15 protein-coding genes are annotated in these 18,015 nt (G+C 31.9%); 7 read left to right on the top strand and 8 right to left on the bottom strand.

Features of this window, described 5'->3' with window-relative positions; genetic code table 11:
* Positions 1-19 precede the first annotated feature (19 nt).
* The 4 genes from HB672_RS01825 (at position 20) to HB672_RS01810 (ending at position 6,592) form a co-directional block, all read left to right on the top strand.
* The gene (locus HB672_RS01825) at positions 20-409 is read left to right on the top strand and encodes a hypothetical protein (protein WP_167606798.1); all 390 of its coding nucleotides are present in this window, start codon (positions 20-22) and stop codon (positions 407-409) included.
* Positions 410-480: 71 nt separating this feature from the next.
* A complete protein-coding gene (locus HB672_RS01820) occupies positions 481-4,797 on the top strand; it encodes a CusA/CzcA family heavy metal efflux RND transporter (protein WP_167606795.1) in 4,317 nt (1,438 codons plus the stop codon).
* Positions 4,798-4,806: 9 nt separating this feature from the next.
* Complete coding sequence (locus HB672_RS01815; RefSeq protein WP_167606793.1) at positions 4,807-5,937, top strand: efflux RND transporter periplasmic adaptor subunit; 1,131 nt, start codon at positions 4,807-4,809, stop codon at positions 5,935-5,937.
* A gap of 106 nt (positions 5,938-6,043) precedes the next feature.
* Positions 6,044-6,592 carry a DUF3575 domain-containing protein gene (locus HB672_RS01810; RefSeq protein WP_244306563.1) on the top strand — a complete coding sequence of 183 codons (549 nt, stop codon included), beginning with the start codon at positions 6,044-6,046 and terminating at the stop codon, positions 6,590-6,592.
* 66 nt (positions 6,593-6,658) lie between these two features.
* On the opposite strand, the gene HB672_RS01805 is transcribed toward HB672_RS01810, so the two are convergent.
* The gene (locus tag HB672_RS01805) at positions 6,659-8,200 is read right to left on the bottom strand and encodes a glycine--tRNA ligase (protein WP_167606790.1); all 1,542 of its coding nucleotides are present in this window, start codon (positions 8,198-8,200) and stop codon (positions 6,659-6,661) included.
* A 62-nt stretch (positions 8,201-8,262) separates the two neighbouring features.
* Entirely contained in the window at positions 8,263-9,141 is an 879-nt protein-coding gene (locus tag HB672_RS01800; RefSeq protein ID WP_167606787.1) for a hypothetical protein, read from the bottom strand.
* An 83-nt stretch (positions 9,142-9,224) separates the two neighbouring features.
* On the opposite strand from HB672_RS01800, the gene HB672_RS01795 reads away from it, so the two are divergent.
* Both HB672_RS01795 and HB672_RS01790 read left to right on the top strand, forming a co-directional pair.
* The gene (locus HB672_RS01795) at positions 9,225-9,902 is read left to right on the top strand and encodes a phosphoribosyltransferase family protein (protein ID WP_167606784.1); all 678 of its coding nucleotides are present in this window, start codon (positions 9,225-9,227) and stop codon (positions 9,900-9,902) included.
* A 215-nt stretch (positions 9,903-10,117) separates the two neighbouring features.
* Complete coding sequence (locus HB672_RS01790; RefSeq protein WP_167606781.1) at positions 10,118-11,725, top strand: Ig-like domain-containing protein; 1,608 nt, start codon at positions 10,118-10,120, stop codon at positions 11,723-11,725.
* On the opposite strand, the gene HB672_RS01785 is transcribed toward HB672_RS01790, so the two are convergent.
* Positions 11,712-12,491 carry a nitrilase family protein gene (locus tag HB672_RS01785; protein ID WP_167606778.1) on the bottom strand — a complete coding sequence of 260 codons (780 nt, stop codon included), beginning with the start codon at positions 12,489-12,491 and terminating at the stop codon, positions 11,712-11,714. The genes HB672_RS01790 and HB672_RS01785 overlap by 14 nt on opposite strands.
* Before the next feature lie 88 nt (positions 12,492-12,579).
* Between HB672_RS01785 and HB672_RS01780 the strand changes: the two genes are divergently transcribed.
* The gene (locus HB672_RS01780; RefSeq protein ID WP_167606774.1) at positions 12,580-13,737 is read left to right on the top strand and encodes a serine hydrolase; all 1,158 of its coding nucleotides are present in this window, start codon (positions 12,580-12,582) and stop codon (positions 13,735-13,737) included.
* Here the strand turns inward: HB672_RS01780 and HB672_RS01775 are convergent.
* The 5 genes from HB672_RS01775 to HB672_RS01755 form a co-directional block, all read right to left on the bottom strand.
* Positions 13,734-14,210, bottom strand: a complete 477-nt coding sequence (locus HB672_RS01775; RefSeq protein ID WP_167606771.1) for a hypothetical protein — start codon at positions 14,208-14,210, stop codon at positions 13,734-13,736. The two genes, HB672_RS01780 and HB672_RS01775, sit on opposite strands and share 4 nt — an antisense overlap.
* A 56-nt stretch (positions 14,211-14,266) precedes the next feature.
* Complete coding sequence (locus tag HB672_RS01770; protein ID WP_167606767.1) at positions 14,267-15,409, bottom strand: methionine aminotransferase; 1,143 nt, start codon at positions 15,407-15,409, stop codon at positions 14,267-14,269.
* 25 nt (positions 15,410-15,434) lie between these two features.
* Positions 15,435-16,106 carry a DUF4304 domain-containing protein gene (locus HB672_RS01765; RefSeq protein WP_167606764.1) on the bottom strand — a complete coding sequence of 224 codons (672 nt, stop codon included), beginning with the start codon at positions 16,104-16,106 and terminating at the stop codon, positions 15,435-15,437.
* A gap of 55 nt (positions 16,107-16,161) precedes the next feature.
* Positions 16,162-16,857 carry a LytTR family DNA-binding domain-containing protein gene (locus HB672_RS01760; protein WP_167606761.1) on the bottom strand — a complete coding sequence of 232 codons (696 nt, stop codon included), beginning with the start codon at positions 16,855-16,857 and terminating at the stop codon, positions 16,162-16,164.
* Between the two features lie 83 nt (positions 16,858-16,940).
* The gene (locus HB672_RS01755; RefSeq protein ID WP_244306562.1) at positions 16,941-17,912 is read right to left on the bottom strand and encodes a histidine kinase; all 972 of its coding nucleotides are present in this window, start codon (positions 17,910-17,912) and stop codon (positions 16,941-16,943) included.
* Positions 17,913-18,015: the final 103 nt, after the last annotated feature.

Below are 18,015 nucleotides of genomic sequence, written 5' to 3'. Positions count from 1 at the left end.
TTTACTTTTGATGAACGATATGACAAAGTTATTTTCCATAATATTTGCAAATCTGATACTTTTTCAAAGTTTCAATATTGGTTTTGATGATATTTCAAAGCTAAATACACTTTTGGAGCATGCTTCTTTTCATCAAGAACAATATGGAGATAGTTTTTTTGAGTTCATAGCAGAACATTATGGCGAAGAATTCAAAAACCATAGCAAGGAACATAAAGAACACGAAGACCTTCCGTTTAAGCATGATCAGCAAACATGTCACCATTCACCTACTATTTTTATGCAGCATTCTACAGCATTTGAACTAAAAGAATATGCATTTGTTGATGCTTCAAAAACCTTCTTTTATAAAGATTCTTATTCTTTATTTGAAAAGCATTCTGTTTTTCAACCACCACGGTTAACATAATTCATTACTGATTAAAATCATTTATTTATAAGCTATTTTCATATAGCTTACATCACATTTTACAATGAATTATGTTAGAAAATATTATTCGATTTAGTTTAAAAAATAAGCTGATTATATTACTTTTTACAGCAATACTTATTGGTTTTGGAATTTTTTCCCTAACAAGAATATCTATTGGAGCTGTTCCTGATATTACCAATAACCAAGTACAGGTATTAACTACATCCAGAAACCTATCAACTTTAGATGTTGAACAATTTATAACCTATCCAGTAGAACTGGAAATGGCTAATTTACCTGGAGTTAATGAAATAAGGTCGGTTTCAAAGTTCGGACTATCTGTTGTTACTATTGTTTTTGATGACGATTTAGGAACGTATTTGCCGAGACAATTAATTGCAGAAAAAATTAAATCAGCTTCCGAAAAAATTCCTAAAGGCTTCGGCTCACCTGAAATGGGACCAATAACTACAGGTTTGGGTGAAATATATCAATACACATTGGATGTAAAACCTGAATTTAAAGACAAATTCACAACATCCGATTTACGAACCATTCAAGATTGGATAGTAAAACGACAGTTGTCTGGTATTCCAGGAGTTGTTGAGGTGAATACTTGGGGAGGGCATTTAAAGCAGTACGAAGTGGCCATTAATCCGCAAAAACTTAAGGCAATGAATATTGCCATTTCTGATATATATACAGCTTTAGAGAAAAACAATAGTGTTGCAGGTGGAGGCTATATTGAGAAAGCTAATGAAGCCTTTTTTATTCGAGGCGAAGGGTTAATATCAAAGCTAAATGATATTGAAAATATTGTAGTAAAAAATAATAATGGCTTACCAATTTATATAAAGGACATTGCTAATGTAGGCTTTGGAAGTGCTACTCGATTTGGTGCTATTACTGGAAATGGAGAAGGTGAAAAAGTGCTTGGACAAATCATGATGATTAAGCACGGAAACTCCAAACAAATTATTGATGCAGTTAAAGAACGTGTGGCATCAATCCAAAAAACCTTGCCAGAAGGTGTTTATATTAATGGATTTTTGGAGCGAAGCGAACTTATTAAAAAAACGACCACGACCGTTGCCGAAAATTTAATTTTGGGCTCTTTAATAGTCATTTTTATAGTGGTTTTATTACTTGGTAATTTACGCTCTGGATTAGTTGTTGCTTCAGTAATTCCGTTAAGTTTATTGTTTGCCATTACCTTAATGAACATATTTAAAATTGATGCCAACTTAATGAGTATGGGAGCTATTGATTTTGGTATTATTATCGATGGAGCTGTGATTATTGTTGAGTTTATAGCGTTTCAAATTGTAAGGCAAAGTGATAAGATTTCTAGCCTAAGCGGTGTTGCAAGACAAGAAGAAATAGATAATGTCACCTTAAATAGCGCATCTAAAATGATGAACTCGGCCATTTTTGGTCAGCTGATTATCCTTATAGTTTTTATTCCAATTTTGTCATTAAGTGGTATTGAAGGCAAGATGTTTAAACCAATGGCGCTTACTTTTAGTTTTGCGTTGATTGGAGCCATGATTTTGTGTTTAACCTATGTTCCTGTTATAGCTTCTATGTTTTTAAAACCTTCTAAAAAATCCTCAACAAATTTTTCTTATAGGTTAATGAAAAAAATAACTTCTTGGTATAAGCCAACAATAAATTGGGCCTTAAATAATAAAAAAATAGTTATAGGTTTAGCAACCATTCTTTTAGTTTTTAGCTCTTGGATTTTTACTAGAATGGGAGGCGAATTTGTGCCAACGTTAGATGAAGGGGATTTTGTTATTCAACCAGTTTTAAAAACAGGAACATCACTAACAAAAACTATTGAAATCACAACAAAAATTGAAAACACGTTATTAGAGCAATTCCCAGAAGTAGAACAAGTAGTAACAAGAATTGGTGCAGCCGAAGTCCCAACAGATCCAATGTCTATGGAGGAAAGTGATGTGATAATAAAACTAAAGCCTAAAAAAGAATGGGTTTCAGCATCCACAAAAGATGAATTGGCAGATAAGTTTAAAGAAGCACTTGCCATAATTCCAAATATGGAAGTTGAGTTTACGCAACCCATTGAAATGCGTTTTAATGAATTGGTTACTGGAGTGAGAGCAGATGTGGCCATTAAAATTTTTGGTGAAGATTTAGAAATTCTAGCAGATAAAGCGAATGAGATTAGAAGTTTAATTAATGATGTTGAAGGTGCTTCGGATATTACAGTTGAAAAAGTTGAAGGATTACCACAAATGAGCGTAATATATAATAGAAGTAAAATTGCAAGGTATGGTTTAAATATTTCTGACCTGAATCAAATTATTTCAATGGGATTTGCAGGAGAAGCTATAGGAAGTGTTTTTGAAGGAGAAAAACGCTTCGATTTGGTATTGCGTCTTGACCAATCGCAACGTAAAGGGATTGAAAACCTCCAAAATTTATATGTCGACACACCCAATGGATTGAAAATTCCACTTAGTGAATTAGCAGAGATTAAATATACCAAAGGTCCTGCTCAAATTTCTAGAGATGACACCAAACGACGTATTGTTGTTGGTATTAATGTTAGGAATCGTGACTTGCAATCGGTTGTAGATGATGTAAGTCAACTAATAGATGCCAACTTAAAATTACCAGCTGGTTATAGCATTACCTATGGAGGACAATTTGAAAATCTGCAAAATGCGACAGCTAGATTAAAAGTAGCTGTTCCAGTAGCCTTATTTCTAATTTTTATTCTCTTGTATTTTGCTTTTGGCTCAGTAAGAGAAGCATTAATGGTTTATTCTGCAATTCCACTTGCTGCAGTTGGAGGTGTATTATTACTTTGGGCTAGAGATTTGCCTTTTAGTATATCGGCAGGTGTTGGTTTTATAGCGCTTTTCGGTATTGCAGTATTAAATGGTATTGTGCTTATTGAGCATTTTAAATCTTTAAAAGAATCTGGAATTACGAATATGAAAGAACTAATTATTAAAGGCACCACCGAACGATTAAGACCTGTACTGCTTACAGCAATGGCAGCAGCGTTGGGGTTTTTGCCGATGGCAGTTTCTACGAGTGCTGGAGCTGAGGTACAACGTCCATTAGCAACAGTTGTTATTGGAGGCTTAATTACAGCAACAATACTAACCCTTGTCGTGTTGCCTGTATTGTATTCTTGGTTTGAAACTATTAAGATTAAGAAGACGAATAAAAATACAATAATAAGCACTTTGCTATTATTGTTTGCATTTCAAATGAACGCACAAACAAAGCCAATAACTATTGATGAAGTGTTAGCCAAAGCAATAGAAAACAATGCATCTTTAAAAGCATCAGCATTAACGGTTGAAGAGAAAGAAGCTTTGGTAAGCAGTGCGTTTAGTTTTGATAAAACAAATGTTTATTATAATTATGATGAGAGCAATCTAGCCATAAACAATGAACCATTAAAAGTCTTTGGAGTTTCACAAGATTTCAAATTTCCAACGGTGTATTTTGCTCAAAAAAAGCTTAATAAGGCAGCACAAAGCATAGCAGAAGCAGAGTACAACATTCAATTGTTAAAGGTTAAAAGAGATGTGTATTCAGCTTATTATCAATTAGTATATACCAACGAAAAAGTTGCAACTATTCAATATTTAGATAGTTTGTATAAAGATTTTGCAAAAGCTTCTGAAAGACGTTTCGAACTAGGCGAAACCAATTATCTAGAAATGATTTCAGCTAAATCAAAACAACGTCAAATAGAAATGTTATTAGGGCAAGCATCAAAGGAAATTATTGCTGCCCAACATCAGCTTAATAAAGTAGTGCAATCTGATGTATCTTCATTTAAAACTCAAGCTCCTAATAGGCTAGAATTAGAAAGAACACTTAACAGCCCTAATGTTGGGTTAACATATTTTGAAAGCTCTAAAGATTACTACAATTCAGCAATCAATTTAGAATCGCAAAATTTATTGCCAGATGTAAGTTTCGAGTATTTTCAAGGCACAAACAGTACTTTAAACTCAAGCATAAATGGTTATCAAATAGGACTTAAAATACCATTGTTGTTTAGCGGAAATTCATCAAAAATTAAAGCTTCTAAACTGGCTCTTAAAGTTGCTGAAGAACAGCAAAAAAATTACAGTTTAAGTTATGAAGCAGAGTTTAGTACACTATTAGCAAAATTAGAGCAACTTGATGAAGCACTTATATATTATGAAACTCAAGGCAAGCATCTTTCCGAGGAGATTATAAAAACAGCCGAACAAAGCTTTAAGCACGGAGAAATAGACTTTTTTCAATTCATCCAAAGTATTGAAAATGCAAAAGAGATTGAGCTTAGTTATTTAGATAATTTAAATCAATACAATCAAACAGTCATAGCCATTAATCACTTAATATTATAAAATAATAACATGAAACATATATATAGCATTTTATTTTTACTAGTCATTTTGTCTTGTGGGAATAATGAAAAAGAAACAGAAGTTAGCATTGAAAGTCAAAGTCATCAGGAGGAGGTTGTTATTTCAGCATCTCAGTTTGAATCAGAAAACATGGCTCTAGGTGAACTATCCATGCAAGATTTTAATCAAACAATAACTGCTACAGGTTTTATAGACGTACCTCCATCTAGTAGAGCAAGTATCACTACATTTATGGAAGGGTATATTAAAAATACGCCACTTTTAATTGGTGATGAAGTTAAAAAAGGGCAATTGTTAGTGACACTAGAAAATCCAGAATTTGTAGAGTTGCAACAAAACTATTTAGAAGTTTCTAATCAACTCGCCTATTTAAAGTCGGAGTTTGAAAGACAATCCACTTTGTATAAAGAGAATATCACTTCTCAAAAAAACTACCTAAAAGCTGAGAGTGATTACAAAAGTAATTTGGCACATTACAATGGTTTAAAACAAAAGTTAAAAATGCTTAATATTAATCCACAAAATGTTGAGAACGATAAAATTTCATCGACCATAAATTTGTATGCACCAATTGCAGGATCTATTACTAAAGTAAATGTAAGTAATGGTTCTTATGTATCTGCATCAAATGAAATACTAGAAATAGTGAATACTGACCATATTCATTTGGAGCTAATGGTTTTTGAGAAAGATATTTTAAAAATAAAGAAAGAGCAACCAATTAGTTTTAAAATTCCAGAAGCAACCAATGATATTTTTACTGCCGAAGTTTATTTGGTCGGAACTTCAATCGACACAGCAAATAGAACCATAAAAATACATGGACATATTGAAGATGATGAAAACTCGTCTTTTGTTACAGGCATGTTTGTAGAAGCTCAAATTATCACAGATGCTTCTAAAGGGAATGCTTTCCCAAAAGGAGCAGTAGCAGAAATTGATGGGGATTTTTATGCACTAGTTCTAGAAAAACAACAAGACGATTACATTTTTGAAAAAACAAAGGTTGAGGTTGGAAAACAAACTGAAGATTTTATTGAAGTTTTAAACATTGAAGATTTTAGAGGTAAGCAAGTGCTTGCTAAAGGTGCTTTTATGCTTTTGTCTAGTGGCGAATAAAAGAACTTGAATATTCTTTAAAAATAATACGCAACCTTTTAATTAAAGAAACATCTTACAAAGGCATGATTATTGATAAATCTTGTTGAACTAAAAACTAAACTAAATGAAAGAACCAATTCTCTTAATCACATTACTTTGTACATTGATGTCTTTTTCACAAGAAACAAACAATGATTTCGATACTTCGAAAAGAGATGAATTAAAATTAAACATGACCAATTTAATAGGCTTTAAATGGCTAGATTTTGGTTATGAAAGAATCATTAATGAAGAATCATCATTTGGTGTCGGGACACTTATTAGTTTAGGGGATGATTATGATACTGGATTAGATGAATATAGAACGTTTTCAATCACACCGTATTACAGACATTTTTTTTCTAAAAAGTATGCACAAGGTTTTTTTGTGGAAGCATTTACAATGTTACATTCTGGGAAAGATGAATTTTATTATAGCAATGAAGGTCCTTTTGATACTTATGTTGAAGAAAAATACACCGATTTTGCAGTTGGTATTTCTGCAGGTGCAAAGTTTGTCACCAAACGAGGTTTTATTGCCGAAATATATTTAGGAATAGGAAGAGATTTACTTGGTAATAGTGATATTGAAGTTGTTGGTCGTGGAGGTATTGCTATTGGATATAGGTTTTAAGAACATACCATATAAAAAAAGCCTCAATATAATTTGAGGCTTTTTTTTGTTATTGCTTTATGAAGTTTACATCTTCATCAACCAAGATTTCACATCTACTTCTTGTTTAATAATATCTCGTAGCTCTTCAATCTTCACACGCTTTTGCTCCATTGTGTCACGATGTCTTATAGTTACCGAGTTGTCTTCTAAGGTGTCATGATCTACTGTAATACAAAATGGGGTTCCGTTAGCATCTTGTCGTCTGTAGCGTCTTCCAACGGCATCCTTTTCATCATAATCAACAGAGAAATCCCATTTTAAATCTTCTACAATTTTACGAGCCACTTCTGGTAGTCCATCTCTTTTAATCAGAGGTAAAACAGCTGCTTTTGTTGGTGCTAAAACCGCAGGTAATTTCAATACAGTTCTTGTAGTACCATTCTCTAGCTCTTCTTCTTGTAATGAGTTTGAGAATACAGCAAGGAACATTCTATCTAAACCAATAGATGTTTCTACCACATAAGGCACATAACTCTTGTTGTCTTCATGGTCAAAATACTGTAGCTTCTTTCCAGAATGTTCTTCATGAGCTTTTAAATCGAAATCTGTACGTGAATGAATTCCTTCTAATTCTTTAAATCCAAATGGGAATTTAAACTCAATATCTGCTGCTGCATCAGCATAGTGCGCTAATTTTTCATGGTCGTGAAAACGGTAGTTTTCTGCACCTAAACCAAGAGAAAGATGCCATTTAAGCCTCGTTTCTTTCCATTTTTCATACCATTCTTTTTGAGTGCCTGGTTTTACAAAAAACTGCATTTCCATTTGCTCAAATTCACGCATTCTAAAAATAAATTGGCGCGCTACGATTTCGTTTCTAAAGGCTTTTCCTGTTTGAGCAATTCCAAACGGAATTTTCATACGTCCAGTTTTTTGAACATTCAAAAAATTCACGAAAATACCTTGGGCAGTTTCAGGACGTAAGTATAAATCCATAGCACTATCAGCAGAAGCACCAAGTTTAGTTCCAAACATTAAATTAAACTGCTTTACATCAGTCCAATTTTTACTTCCTGTTAAAGGGTCGGCAATTTCTAGTTCTTCAATTAAGGCTTTTACATCTGCTAAATCTTCATTTTCTAAAGACTTTGCCATTCTTGATAGAATGGTATTTATTTTTTCTTGATAACCTAATACTCTGCCGTTTGTTGATACAAATTCTTCTTTATTAAAAGCATCACCAAAACGTTTTTCAGCCTTTTTGACTTCTTTTTCAATTTTAGCTTCAATTTTGGCACAGTAGTCTTCAATCAACACATCGGCACGATATCGTTTTTTAGAATCTTTGTTATCAATTAAAGGATCGTTAAAAGCATCAACGTGTCCAGATGCTTTCCAAGTGGTTGGATGCATAAATATGGCAGCATCCAATCCTACAATATTATCATGCATTTGTACCATGGCTTTCCACCAATAATCACGTATATTTTTTTTGAGCTCAACGCCATTTTGTGCATAATCGTAAACTGCACTTAAACCATCATATATTTCGCTACTCTGAAATACATAACCGTACTCTTTTGCGTGAGATATTACTTTTTTGAATTTATCGTCTTGATGTGCCATGGTGCAAAAATAAAAAACCGTTCCAAACAAATGGAACGGTTACTTAAAAATTATTTATTGAATTATAGTAAAATTATTTCAGTAGCTCCTATTCGTCTATTATTGTCAAAAATATTTACAATATAACGTCCAGATTCTAGCGTTTTATTGGTTTCAATATTAGCCGATACTTCTAAAGTCGCTTTATTATATAAAACATTTGTTTTGTGGCTATAGATTAAAGATGATGTATCAAATTCGATAGCACCTTTATCTGCAACTACATTATTGTCTGGGCCAATAATTTGAATATAAAATTCTTTTTCTTGAGGTGTTGCTAATGGGTTTTCTGCTAAGACAAAGGCCACACTAATATTTTTAGTTTTACTAGCTTTTGTTGTTTTTACAATCTCTCCAGAGTTTTTTATTGAAAAAGCGTTTGCCTCAAACGAATTTGCTGTAACTAAAGCTCCTAATTTAATATTGTTATCTAGTTTTTTCTTATCTTCTTTTAAATTAGAAATAACATCAATTTGCTTATCTAATAGTCTTGAAATAGAAGTGTTTTGTTTAGATAATTCTGCATTAATAGCCAAAAAAGAGTCACCTTTCTTAATCAAGTTTGATTGTTGTTTTTTTAGCGATAGCAACTCATCACGATACTTATGAATCAAAAACATGTCAGCTTGTAATTCTTTTAAAGAATCTTGAGTTTGGGCAATGATGTTTTTTGTGTTGTCTAATTCCGATTTCAAATTTTTATTAGCATCGTCAAGTTCATCATAACCAGATATGACTTTAGAAATTTGATTTTCCAAAAGCTTTTTTTCTTGATTTAAAAAATCTTCTTTAGATTGTGCAGACGTATAGCTAGTGTAACTGTAAGCAGCTAAAACTGTAAAAGCAACCACTAAGGTTCCTATAGTAAATCTATAGTTAAATACTTGAGGGTTAACTATCATTATACACTATTATTGGTTGGAGGGTTAATTAATTGATGCGAAAATATATATTAAGTTTGTAGTAACTAATTTTAATCGTTCAAATGGTAAAAAACTTGTTAAACTTGTTTTTCCCAAAAGTATGTTACGCTTGCAATAATTTGTTAGCCGATAATGAAGCGTATGTTTGTACTGAATGCAGACATAATTTGCCTGTAACCAATTATCATTTTAAAGCTGAAGATGATGTAAAAAAAGTACTTTATGGACGTGTAGAATTAGAAAATGCAACAGCACTTTTACATTTCCATAAAAAGGGAATGGTACAACATTTATTGCATGGTTTAAAATATAGAGGTTATGAAGATATTGGTGTTTTTTTAGGAAAGTGGCTTGGTAATGAGCTAAAAACCATTGAAGCTTATAAACAAGTTGATGCTGTAATTCCAGTGCCTTTACATAAAAAGAAACTTAAAAAGAGAGGCTATAATCAGGTTGAAAAATTTGGACAAGAAATAGCTCAAGCATTAAATGTACCATATATTGATTCCGTACTTTTAAAAACAACCTCTACTAAAACTCAAGTATTTAAAGAACGTATAGCACGATGGAATAATAACAACGAAGTTTTTAGTATCACTAATCTTGACATCATTACTAACAAACATATATTATTGGTGGACGATATTATTACCACAGGAGCAACAATTGAAGCTTGTACAACGGAGTTAGTAAAAGCTAGCAATGTTAAAATAAGTCTTGCCACTATGGCAATTGCTTAATATACCTAAAACATATAGCTTTTGGGGAATTTTGAGGCAGGATTTTTTTTCTTTATCAAGGAAAAACTTTCAAGCATAGCCTAAGCTACGGTTTAGAGTTTTAACACAGAGAAAGGAAAAAAGAACAACTGAAAAAACTTAAAAGCTATATGTTTTAGGTATAACTTTTTTCGTTTATATAAATAAGTCGTTAATTTGCCTAAATAATTGATTTAATGCGCAGTTTTTTCTCGAATTTATCTCTTTCGCTTGTTATTTGTTTGGTGCTATTTAATTGCGCAAACCGAGGCACTCCTTCAGGTGGAGAAAAAGATGTAACACCACCAGAAATTGAAAAGTCTGTTCCTGATAATAACTCAATAAACTTTAATGCTAAAGAAATTAAGATATATTTTGACGAGTATATTAAGCTTAACGACTTACAGAAGCAGTTAATTATTTCGCCTCCAATGGAGCCTGCACCAGAGATTACACCTTTGGGTTCAGCAAGTAAATATATTACTATTAAAATTCTAGACACTTTACAAGAAAACACAACTTATGCCATTAATTTTGGAACAAGTATAGTTGATAATAACGAAGGCAATCCTTATCCGTATTATCGTTATGTATTTTCAACGGGGAGTTATATAGACTCTTTGAGTATTGGTGGATTTGTAAAAAACTCATTTGAAAGAGAGCCAGACGATTTTGTTTCGGTTATGCTTTATGAAGTGAATGAGACCTTTAACGATTCCATTATTTACAAAGAAAAGCCAAAGTATATTACCAATACACTCGATAGTGTTACTACTTTTAAATTGGAGAATTTAAAAGCTGGTAAGTATTTAATGATTGCTTTAAAAGAAGAAAATGGGAACTATACTTTTCAGCAAAAAACAGATAAAATAGCTTTTAAAAAAGAATTTATTACTGTGCCGTCTGATTCTATTTATGAACTCAATTTATTCAAGGAAATACCAGATTTTAAAGCAGTAAGACCTAGTCTTGTTTCTGGAAATAAGATTGCTTTTGGATACGAAGGCGATGCAAAAAAAATGACCATTGAGTTATTATCTCAAGCACCTTCAGATTTTAAAACTGTTATTACCAAAGAAACAGATAAAGACACACTTAATTATTGGTATAAACCTAATTTTGAAGTAGATTCCTTAATGTTTAGAGTGTTGAATAAAGGCTATGAAGACACCTTTAAAGTAAATATAAGGGACCTAAAAAAGGACACTTTGATAATTAAACCAATCGAAGCTAGAACATTGAAATTAGTAGAAGATTTTCAATTACAAGGAACAACACCATTTGCGGCAATAGATGAAAGTAAGATTACCATTCTTGATAAAGACTCTACCAATGTTGCTTTTTCTACAAAATTAGACGCATTAAACAATATCTATAACTTTAGCTTTGATAAAACTGAAGATAACGCTTATAGTTTTAAATTGCTTCCAGGTGCATTTACCGATTTCTTTGAGGATAGAAACGACACACTCAACTTTAATGTTCGTACGAAAGCTGAAATAGATTATGGTGAAATACGTGTTAATTTGCAAAATGCTACTTACCCAGTAATTGTGCAATTGGTTGACCAAAGAGGTGAAATTGAAGCCGAACAATACGCAGAAGACGCTTCAAAACCAATAGATTTTTTAAGCCTAAATCCTGGAAACTATTTTCTTAGAGTTATTTTTGATTCTAACAAAAACAGAAAATACGATTCAGGAAATTATTTAAAGAAATTACAACCAGAACGTGTTAGTCACGATACAAAAGAGATTGAAGTCAGAGCTTTTTCTGAGCAAATAGTAACGTTTATTTTACAGTAAAACTGTCTCTGTCATCTAAAAACCTCAGCTTATTTCTAATTGTGGATATATGTTTTTTATCTAAAGTAACTATCTCTATACCTTCATCATCATCTTCCAGAGATGTTAGTTGTGTTCCTAAGCCATCATAAGCAGCCGAATGTCCAGAATATTCATGGTTATTATCGTCATTTCCAACACGATTAACACCAATACAATAACTCATGTTTTCTATAGCACGTGCTTTAAGTAAGGTATCCCAAGCATCAATTCGAGGTTTTGGCCAATTAGCGACATAAAAAAGCACATCATAATTTTCTACATTTCTAGCCCAAACAGGAAAACGCAAATCATAACATATTAAAGGACAAATTTTCCAGCCTTTATAATCTATAACAATTTTTTTTGTCCCAGCTTTATAGACTTTATCTTCTCCAGCTAAGGTGAAGGTGTGGCGTTTATCGTAAGTTTCAATCAACCCATCAGACGTTACAAAAACAAAACGATTGTAAAAATGATTATTTTCTTTAATAACTAAACTTCCTCCAATGGCTGTTTGCTTTTCTTGACTAATTTTTTGTAACCACTTTATTGTTGGTCCATCCATAGTCTCATAAACATTCTCAGGATACATAGTAAATCCAGAAGTAAACATTTCTGGTAAAAGTATTATATCAATAGGCTCTTTAATCGATGCGATTTTATTTATAAAATGCGCTCTATTGCCTTCGGGGTTTTCCCAAATTAAATCGGATTGTAAAATGGCTATTTTTAATTCGTCTTGCATATTTCAAAAGTAGTGATTTAAACTATTTTTTAAATACTAATGATTTTTATTTTAGTTATTTTTAGAGTCAATTCATAATAATCTAGTCATGAAAACTCGTTTCCTCATTTTTGTTTTTGCCATTACATTTGTTAGTAATGCTTTTTCTCAAGAAACAACCTATTTCCCTGAACGACATGCTAAATGGCAAGAAAAAACACCAAATGAGCTAAATATAAATTCTCAGCTTTTAGACGAGGCTGTAAAATTTGCAAACGATAATGAATATTCAGGTTCAAGAGATTTAAGAATAGCCATTTTAAAAGGATTTGCTAGAGAACCGTTTCATGAAATTTCTGGGCCAACCAAAAAGAGAGGAGGTCCAGCTGGAGTAATACTTAAAAATGGTTACATTGTTGCAAAATGGGGAGATATTAAGCGAGTTGATATGACCTTTAGCGTCACCAAAAGTTTTTTATCTACAGTAGCTGGTTTGGCTTATGATAACAAATTAATTAATAGTGCTGATGATAAAGTGGCCAACTATGTTTGGGATGGCACTTTTAGAGGCAACCATAACAGTAAGATTACTTGGGAGCATTTGTTACAGCAAAACTCAGATTGGTCTGGAGAGCTTTGGGGAGGAAAAGATTGGGCAGACAGACCACCAAGAAAAGGCGATATTGACGATTGGAAATACAGAGAGCTAAAAGAACCAGGTACAGTTATGGAGTATAATGATGTTCGTGTAAATGTGCTAGCGTATTCCTTAACCCATATTTGGAGACAACCAGTTCCTCAAGTTTTAAAAGAACATATAATGGACCCAATTGGAGCATCTACAACATGGAGGTGGTTTGGTTATGATAATGCTTGGACAGTTATAGATGGCATTAAAATGAAGTCTGTTACAGGAGGAGGTCACTCAGGAGGAGGCATATTTATTTCAGCAGAAGATATGGCAAGATTTGGACTATTATTTTTAAATAATGGTAAGTGGAAAAACAAACAGCTTATTAGTGAATCTTGGATTAAAAAAGCCACTACACCATCTCAACCAAATGCTAATTATGGGTATATGTGGTGGTTAAATAAACAAGGGAGCAGACATTGGGAAAACCTCTCTGAAAATATCTACTATGCAGCTGGATTTGGAGGCAACTTTATCGTAATAGATAAAGAAAAAAACTTAGTAGTTGTAACAAGATGGTTAGAGCCTTCTAAAATTAAAGAGTTTATGACCAAAGTTGAAAAGAGTTTAAACTAAGAACGCTTTAGTTTTTTCTCAGCTTTACTAATACTTGCTTTCAGTTTTTCAAGTTTCTTCTCCCATTTTTCATAATCTTCTGGAGATAATTTACCCTTAGCTTCAAGTTTCTGAAATTTATCTTTTTCTCTGCTAAATTTTTTCTGAGCATTACTAAAATTCTTCTCGGCGTTCTTTTTACGTTTTAGCTCCTTTTCTACCTTTTTTTGTTTGTTTTCGGCTCTTTTCTTGTCTTTTTTAAGCTTTTTTTGCCTTTTTTCTTCTTTTTCTTTCTGTTTTAACTCGTTGACAAGTTTGGAAAACTCTTTTTTAATGGCTGTTTGTTCTTCTAAGGAAAATGTTGAAGTAACATCGTTACCGTCATGCATAATTTTACCTTTTTTTACAACATATGTTTTTCCGTTTCTTTCTACTTCTTGAGCATTGCCAAAAAAGCCTATTCCTAAAAATAGTAGTATTAATAGATATCTCATTTTTATAATTTTTTATCTCTTTTATTTGGACTCTATTCTATATAAAAAGTCACAATTTATATTGAATTTAAAATGTCAGCACCACGCTTTAAAGTATCATCGGTTTTAGCAAAGCAAAAGCGTAGCATTTTTTCATCTAGCTTATTCTCGTTAAATACTGAAATAGGAATGGATGCAATACCATGTTCTTCTGTAAGTCTTATTGCTAAATCGTAATCGTTTTCATTAGAAACATTTGAATAATCCAAGGCTTGAAAATAAGTGCCTTTTGATGGTGTAAACGTAAACCTCGATTCTTTAATTAAATTTAAAAACAAATCTCTTTTTTCTTGGAATAATCCAGATAATTCTAAATAATGATTTGGCTCTTCTAAATACTCAGCAAGTGCCAATTGTATAGGATGATTTACACTAAACACATTAAATTGATGCACTTTTACAAACTCATCCATTAAGTCTTTAGGCGCGCAACAATACCCAGTTTTCCAGCCAGTATTATGGAATGTTTTACCAAAAGACGCTGTGATAAAACTACGCGATTTTAACTCAGGAAATAAGCACACGCTTTGATGTTGTTCGTCATCAAAAATAATATGCTCATATACCTCGTCACTTAACACAATAATGTTTGTGTTATTGGTTAGTTTTTGTAATTGTAACATATCTTCTTTAGAAAACACAGTACCACTTGGATTGTGAGGTGTGTTAATAATAATCATTTTGGTATTATTATTAATCACCTTAGCAACGTTGTTCCAATCAATTTTATAATCAGGTTTATGCAATTGAATAGAAATGGCTTTTCCACCATTAAGCTCAATCGATGGAATGTAACAATCGTACGCTGGACGAAATACAATCACTTCATCTCTAGGTCTAATAAACGCTGTGATAGCAGTATAAATAGCTTGAGTTGCACCTGCTGTAACCGTTATTTCATTATCTGGATGGTATGTTGAGCTATAAAGGTCATCGTATTTTTTTGCAATGGCTTCACGTAATTTTAAAACTCCAGGCATTGGCGCATAATAATTATAGCCAGCGTTCATATTGGCACTTACTAAATCTATTAATTTCTGGTCGCCTTTAAAATCTGGAAAGCCTTGAGATAAATTAATAGCCTTGTGTTTTTGCGCCAATGCACTCATCACCGAAAAAATGGTGGTTTCTAAATTTGGAAGTTTTGATTGGTGGTTCATGCTATTGGTGTTGTCTATGGATATTTTATTTAACTCTTAATTTTTCAATTTGCATTTCTATAAATCTTTCATTTTTTCTGTAAGTTTTAGTTTTTCTACCAACCAATAGTCTTTCTGCAAGGATATTTACTCTTTCAATTCCTATCTCTGAAAACTCTTGAGCTATTTCTCGACGACCAATTATGGTATTCACTTCTTTTAGAAGGTTGGCTACCTCAACATTATTACCAATATTATATTTTCCAAGAATAAAATAATTGTCACTTTTTCTTAAATCATTTGGATTTATTTTATCAAAAGGATGAGGGAAGTCACCAAAATCGTTATAAAACTTAATTCCGTGTTCTTCGAAAGCATTCCAAATTGATTTTACGGATTCAATATTCTTTTCAAGGTCATTACTAAAATTCCAATGATAATCTCCATCTCCTTTTGGCGATAACCTTTTTCTAATTAAAGAACTTGCATAAGTGCTTTTTTCAAAGTTTAAACCAGCTAAATCAGGTATGAAGTCAAAATAGATTGCTGTTTCACAACAAACGGAACCACCATACCAACTTCCTTGAATTCCAAAAAGATTTCCAATATGGTTTTCAGGCTTTTTTCTGAAATGAAATCCAGAACCTTTCCAACCTAATTCACGAATTTTAGGTGAAAAATGTTCAGCTACTAATTTTCTAAACTCAGCTGCATTCATTGTTTTTAAGCGATTTGTTTAAAATATCCAACAACTATAAGTTGTGAACTGGAAATTACATAATTTTTAACTGCTTTAATAGCTCTTGCTTATAAGTTCTACCAACAGGAATTTTTAAATCGTTTATATATACTTGATTACCTGAAACCTTATCGACTTTTTTGCTATTAATGATGAACGATTTATGAACTTGTACAAACTGCTCATCACAAAGTTTTTCTGTCCAGTTTTTAAGCGAGTCTATATAGGTGAGTTTTTGAGTAGTTGTAATCACAGTTAAATAATTTCTATCAGATTCTATATAAATAATATCTTCTAAAATTATTTTATGATGTGTTTTATCTACGTTGATAAAAATGGATTTTTTTTCATCTTCATGAGTAGTGTCTGTTGCGATTTCAGATTTAATTTTTACTCTATTGATAGCTTTTAAAAACCTATCGAACGAAAAAGGCTTTACTAAATAATCCACAATGCTTTCTAATTCAAAACTATTTGCTGCATACTCTGAATATGCAGTTGTCATGATAATTGCTGGTGGATTCTTTACTGTTTTTATAAAATCGATTCCAGATATATCTGGCAAATTCACGTCTAGAAAGATAATATCTACAGTATTGGAGTTAAGATATCCATTGGCTTCAATCGCAGCCTTAAAAGTGTTTTGCAAGGTGAGGTAAGGAATTTTACCAATAAAACTTTGCAAGATTTTTTGCGCAGGTATTTCGTCTTCTATAATGATGCAATTCATTGTAATAAATATAAAGTTAATGTCTGGTCGAGCGCAGTCGAGACCTAGTTAAAGACCTTTCGACTGCGCTCAAGATGACAGCTTTATTTTAATTTTAACTTCAAAACGACTTTAAACATACCGTTTTTTGTAATGGTAAATTCATACTTGTCTTTATAAATAAGCTCTAAGCGTTTTTCAAGATTTTGAAGTCCGATTTTAAAAGTGTCTTCATCAATTTTTTTACTATCATAATCATTACTACAATTAAAATCTAAAACACCATTCTTAATAATAATACTAATATCGATAGAGCTATTAAGCGTACTGTGTTTAAAGGCATTTTCAATAATGGTAATAAGCATTAAAGGAGCAATTTGATACTCTTCTGAATCTATGTTTTTATTGTAATTTATATGCTTAACGCCTTCGGTTCTAATTTTTTGAAACTTGATATAATTATCTAAAAAATGTAGTTCTTTTTCAATTGAAATGGTCTCAGAATTACTTTCATATAAAACATGTTTAAGATTGTCCGACAGCATTAAAATAAGCTCTGGTGTTTCTTTTGGGTTCTCAATGGAATATGAATAGATCGTATTCAAATTATTGAATAATACATGCGGATTAATTTGTGATTTTAGAAACTTCAATTCCATTTCTGTATGTTCTTTTTTTACCTTTTCAAGGTCTTCTTGTTCAGCGATAAAACGGTAGAGCATCCAAATAAATGAGAAGAAAATCAAAGGGACTAAGGTTTGCCATAAATAGTCACTCAAGCATTTCATAAACGAGCAACCACATTGAGCAAATACATTACAGTATAATTGTGTGGCAAGAAAAGAAATGGCAACAAACACAAAAATGTATAGTACGTACAGTTTTCGTTTTACAAAATAAGGCAGTAAAAAAAAGTTGTTTGAGTAGACAATAACCACCAAAATGAAAAGGTATTGTAAAAACGGATTTTGCGCCCAATAATAATCTGAAAAAACAAACAAAGACACAAATACAAAAAGCATCCAAAACAGGATGTGTACCAAAATTTGCGATATGTTTTTATTTACGATTGTCATTCGTTTGGAAAAGTAACTAGAATTACGAATAACGTCAAAAATTATGTACGAAAACCAATTTTGTAGTGACAAACGTCATTTATGCTGTTTGTTAATTTAAATG

Origin of the sequence: Gaetbulibacter sp. S0825 (genome assembly GCF_011777505.1) — a bacterium.
Classification (GTDB): domain Bacteria; phylum Bacteroidota; class Bacteroidia; order Flavobacteriales; family Flavobacteriaceae; genus Pontimicrobium.
This window is presented reverse-complemented; position numbering and strand designations above follow the sequence as displayed.

Coding starts and splice junctions, on each gene's coding strand:
- HB672_RS01820 (WP_167606795.1), top strand. CDS start 481: ATGTTAGAAAATATTATTCGATTTAGTTTAAAAAATAAGCTGATTATA.
- HB672_RS01780 (WP_167606774.1), top strand. CDS start 12,580: ATGAAAACTCGTTTCCTCATTTTTGTTTTTGCCATTACATTTGTTAGT.
- HB672_RS01760 (WP_167606761.1), bottom strand. CDS start 16,857: ATGAATTGCATCATTATAGAAGACGAAATACCTGCGCAAAAAATCTTG.
- HB672_RS01775 (WP_167606771.1), bottom strand. CDS start 14,210: ATGAGATATCTATTAATACTACTATTTTTAGGAATAGGCTTTTTTGGC.
- HB672_RS01785 (WP_167606778.1), bottom strand. CDS start 12,491: ATGCAAGACGAATTAAAAATAGCCATTTTACAATCCGATTTAATTTGG.
- HB672_RS01825 (WP_167606798.1), top strand. CDS start 20: ATGACAAAGTTATTTTCCATAATATTTGCAAATCTGATACTTTTTCAA.
- HB672_RS01815 (WP_167606793.1), top strand. CDS start 4,807: ATGAAACATATATATAGCATTTTATTTTTACTAGTCATTTTGTCTTGT.
- HB672_RS01795 (WP_167606784.1), top strand. CDS start 9,225: ATGGTAAAAAACTTGTTAAACTTGTTTTTCCCAAAAGTATGTTACGCT.
- HB672_RS01810 (WP_244306563.1), top strand. CDS start 6,044: ATGAAAGAACCAATTCTCTTAATCACATTACTTTGTACATTGATGTCT.
- HB672_RS01770 (WP_167606767.1), bottom strand. CDS start 15,409: ATGAACCACCAATCAAAACTTCCAAATTTAGAAACCACCATTTTTTCG.
- HB672_RS01800 (WP_167606787.1), bottom strand. CDS start 9,141: ATGATAGTTAACCCTCAAGTATTTAACTATAGATTTACTATAGGAACC.
- HB672_RS01765 (WP_167606764.1), bottom strand. CDS start 16,106: ATGAATGCAGCTGAGTTTAGAAAATTAGTAGCTGAACATTTTTCACCT.
- HB672_RS01755 (WP_244306562.1), bottom strand. CDS start 17,912: ATGACAATCGTAAATAAAAACATATCGCAAATTTTGGTACACATCCTG.
- HB672_RS01805 (WP_167606790.1), bottom strand. CDS start 8,200: ATGGCACATCAAGACGATAAATTCAAAAAAGTAATATCTCACGCAAAA.
- HB672_RS01790 (WP_167606781.1), top strand. CDS start 10,118: ATGCGCAGTTTTTTCTCGAATTTATCTCTTTCGCTTGTTATTTGTTTG.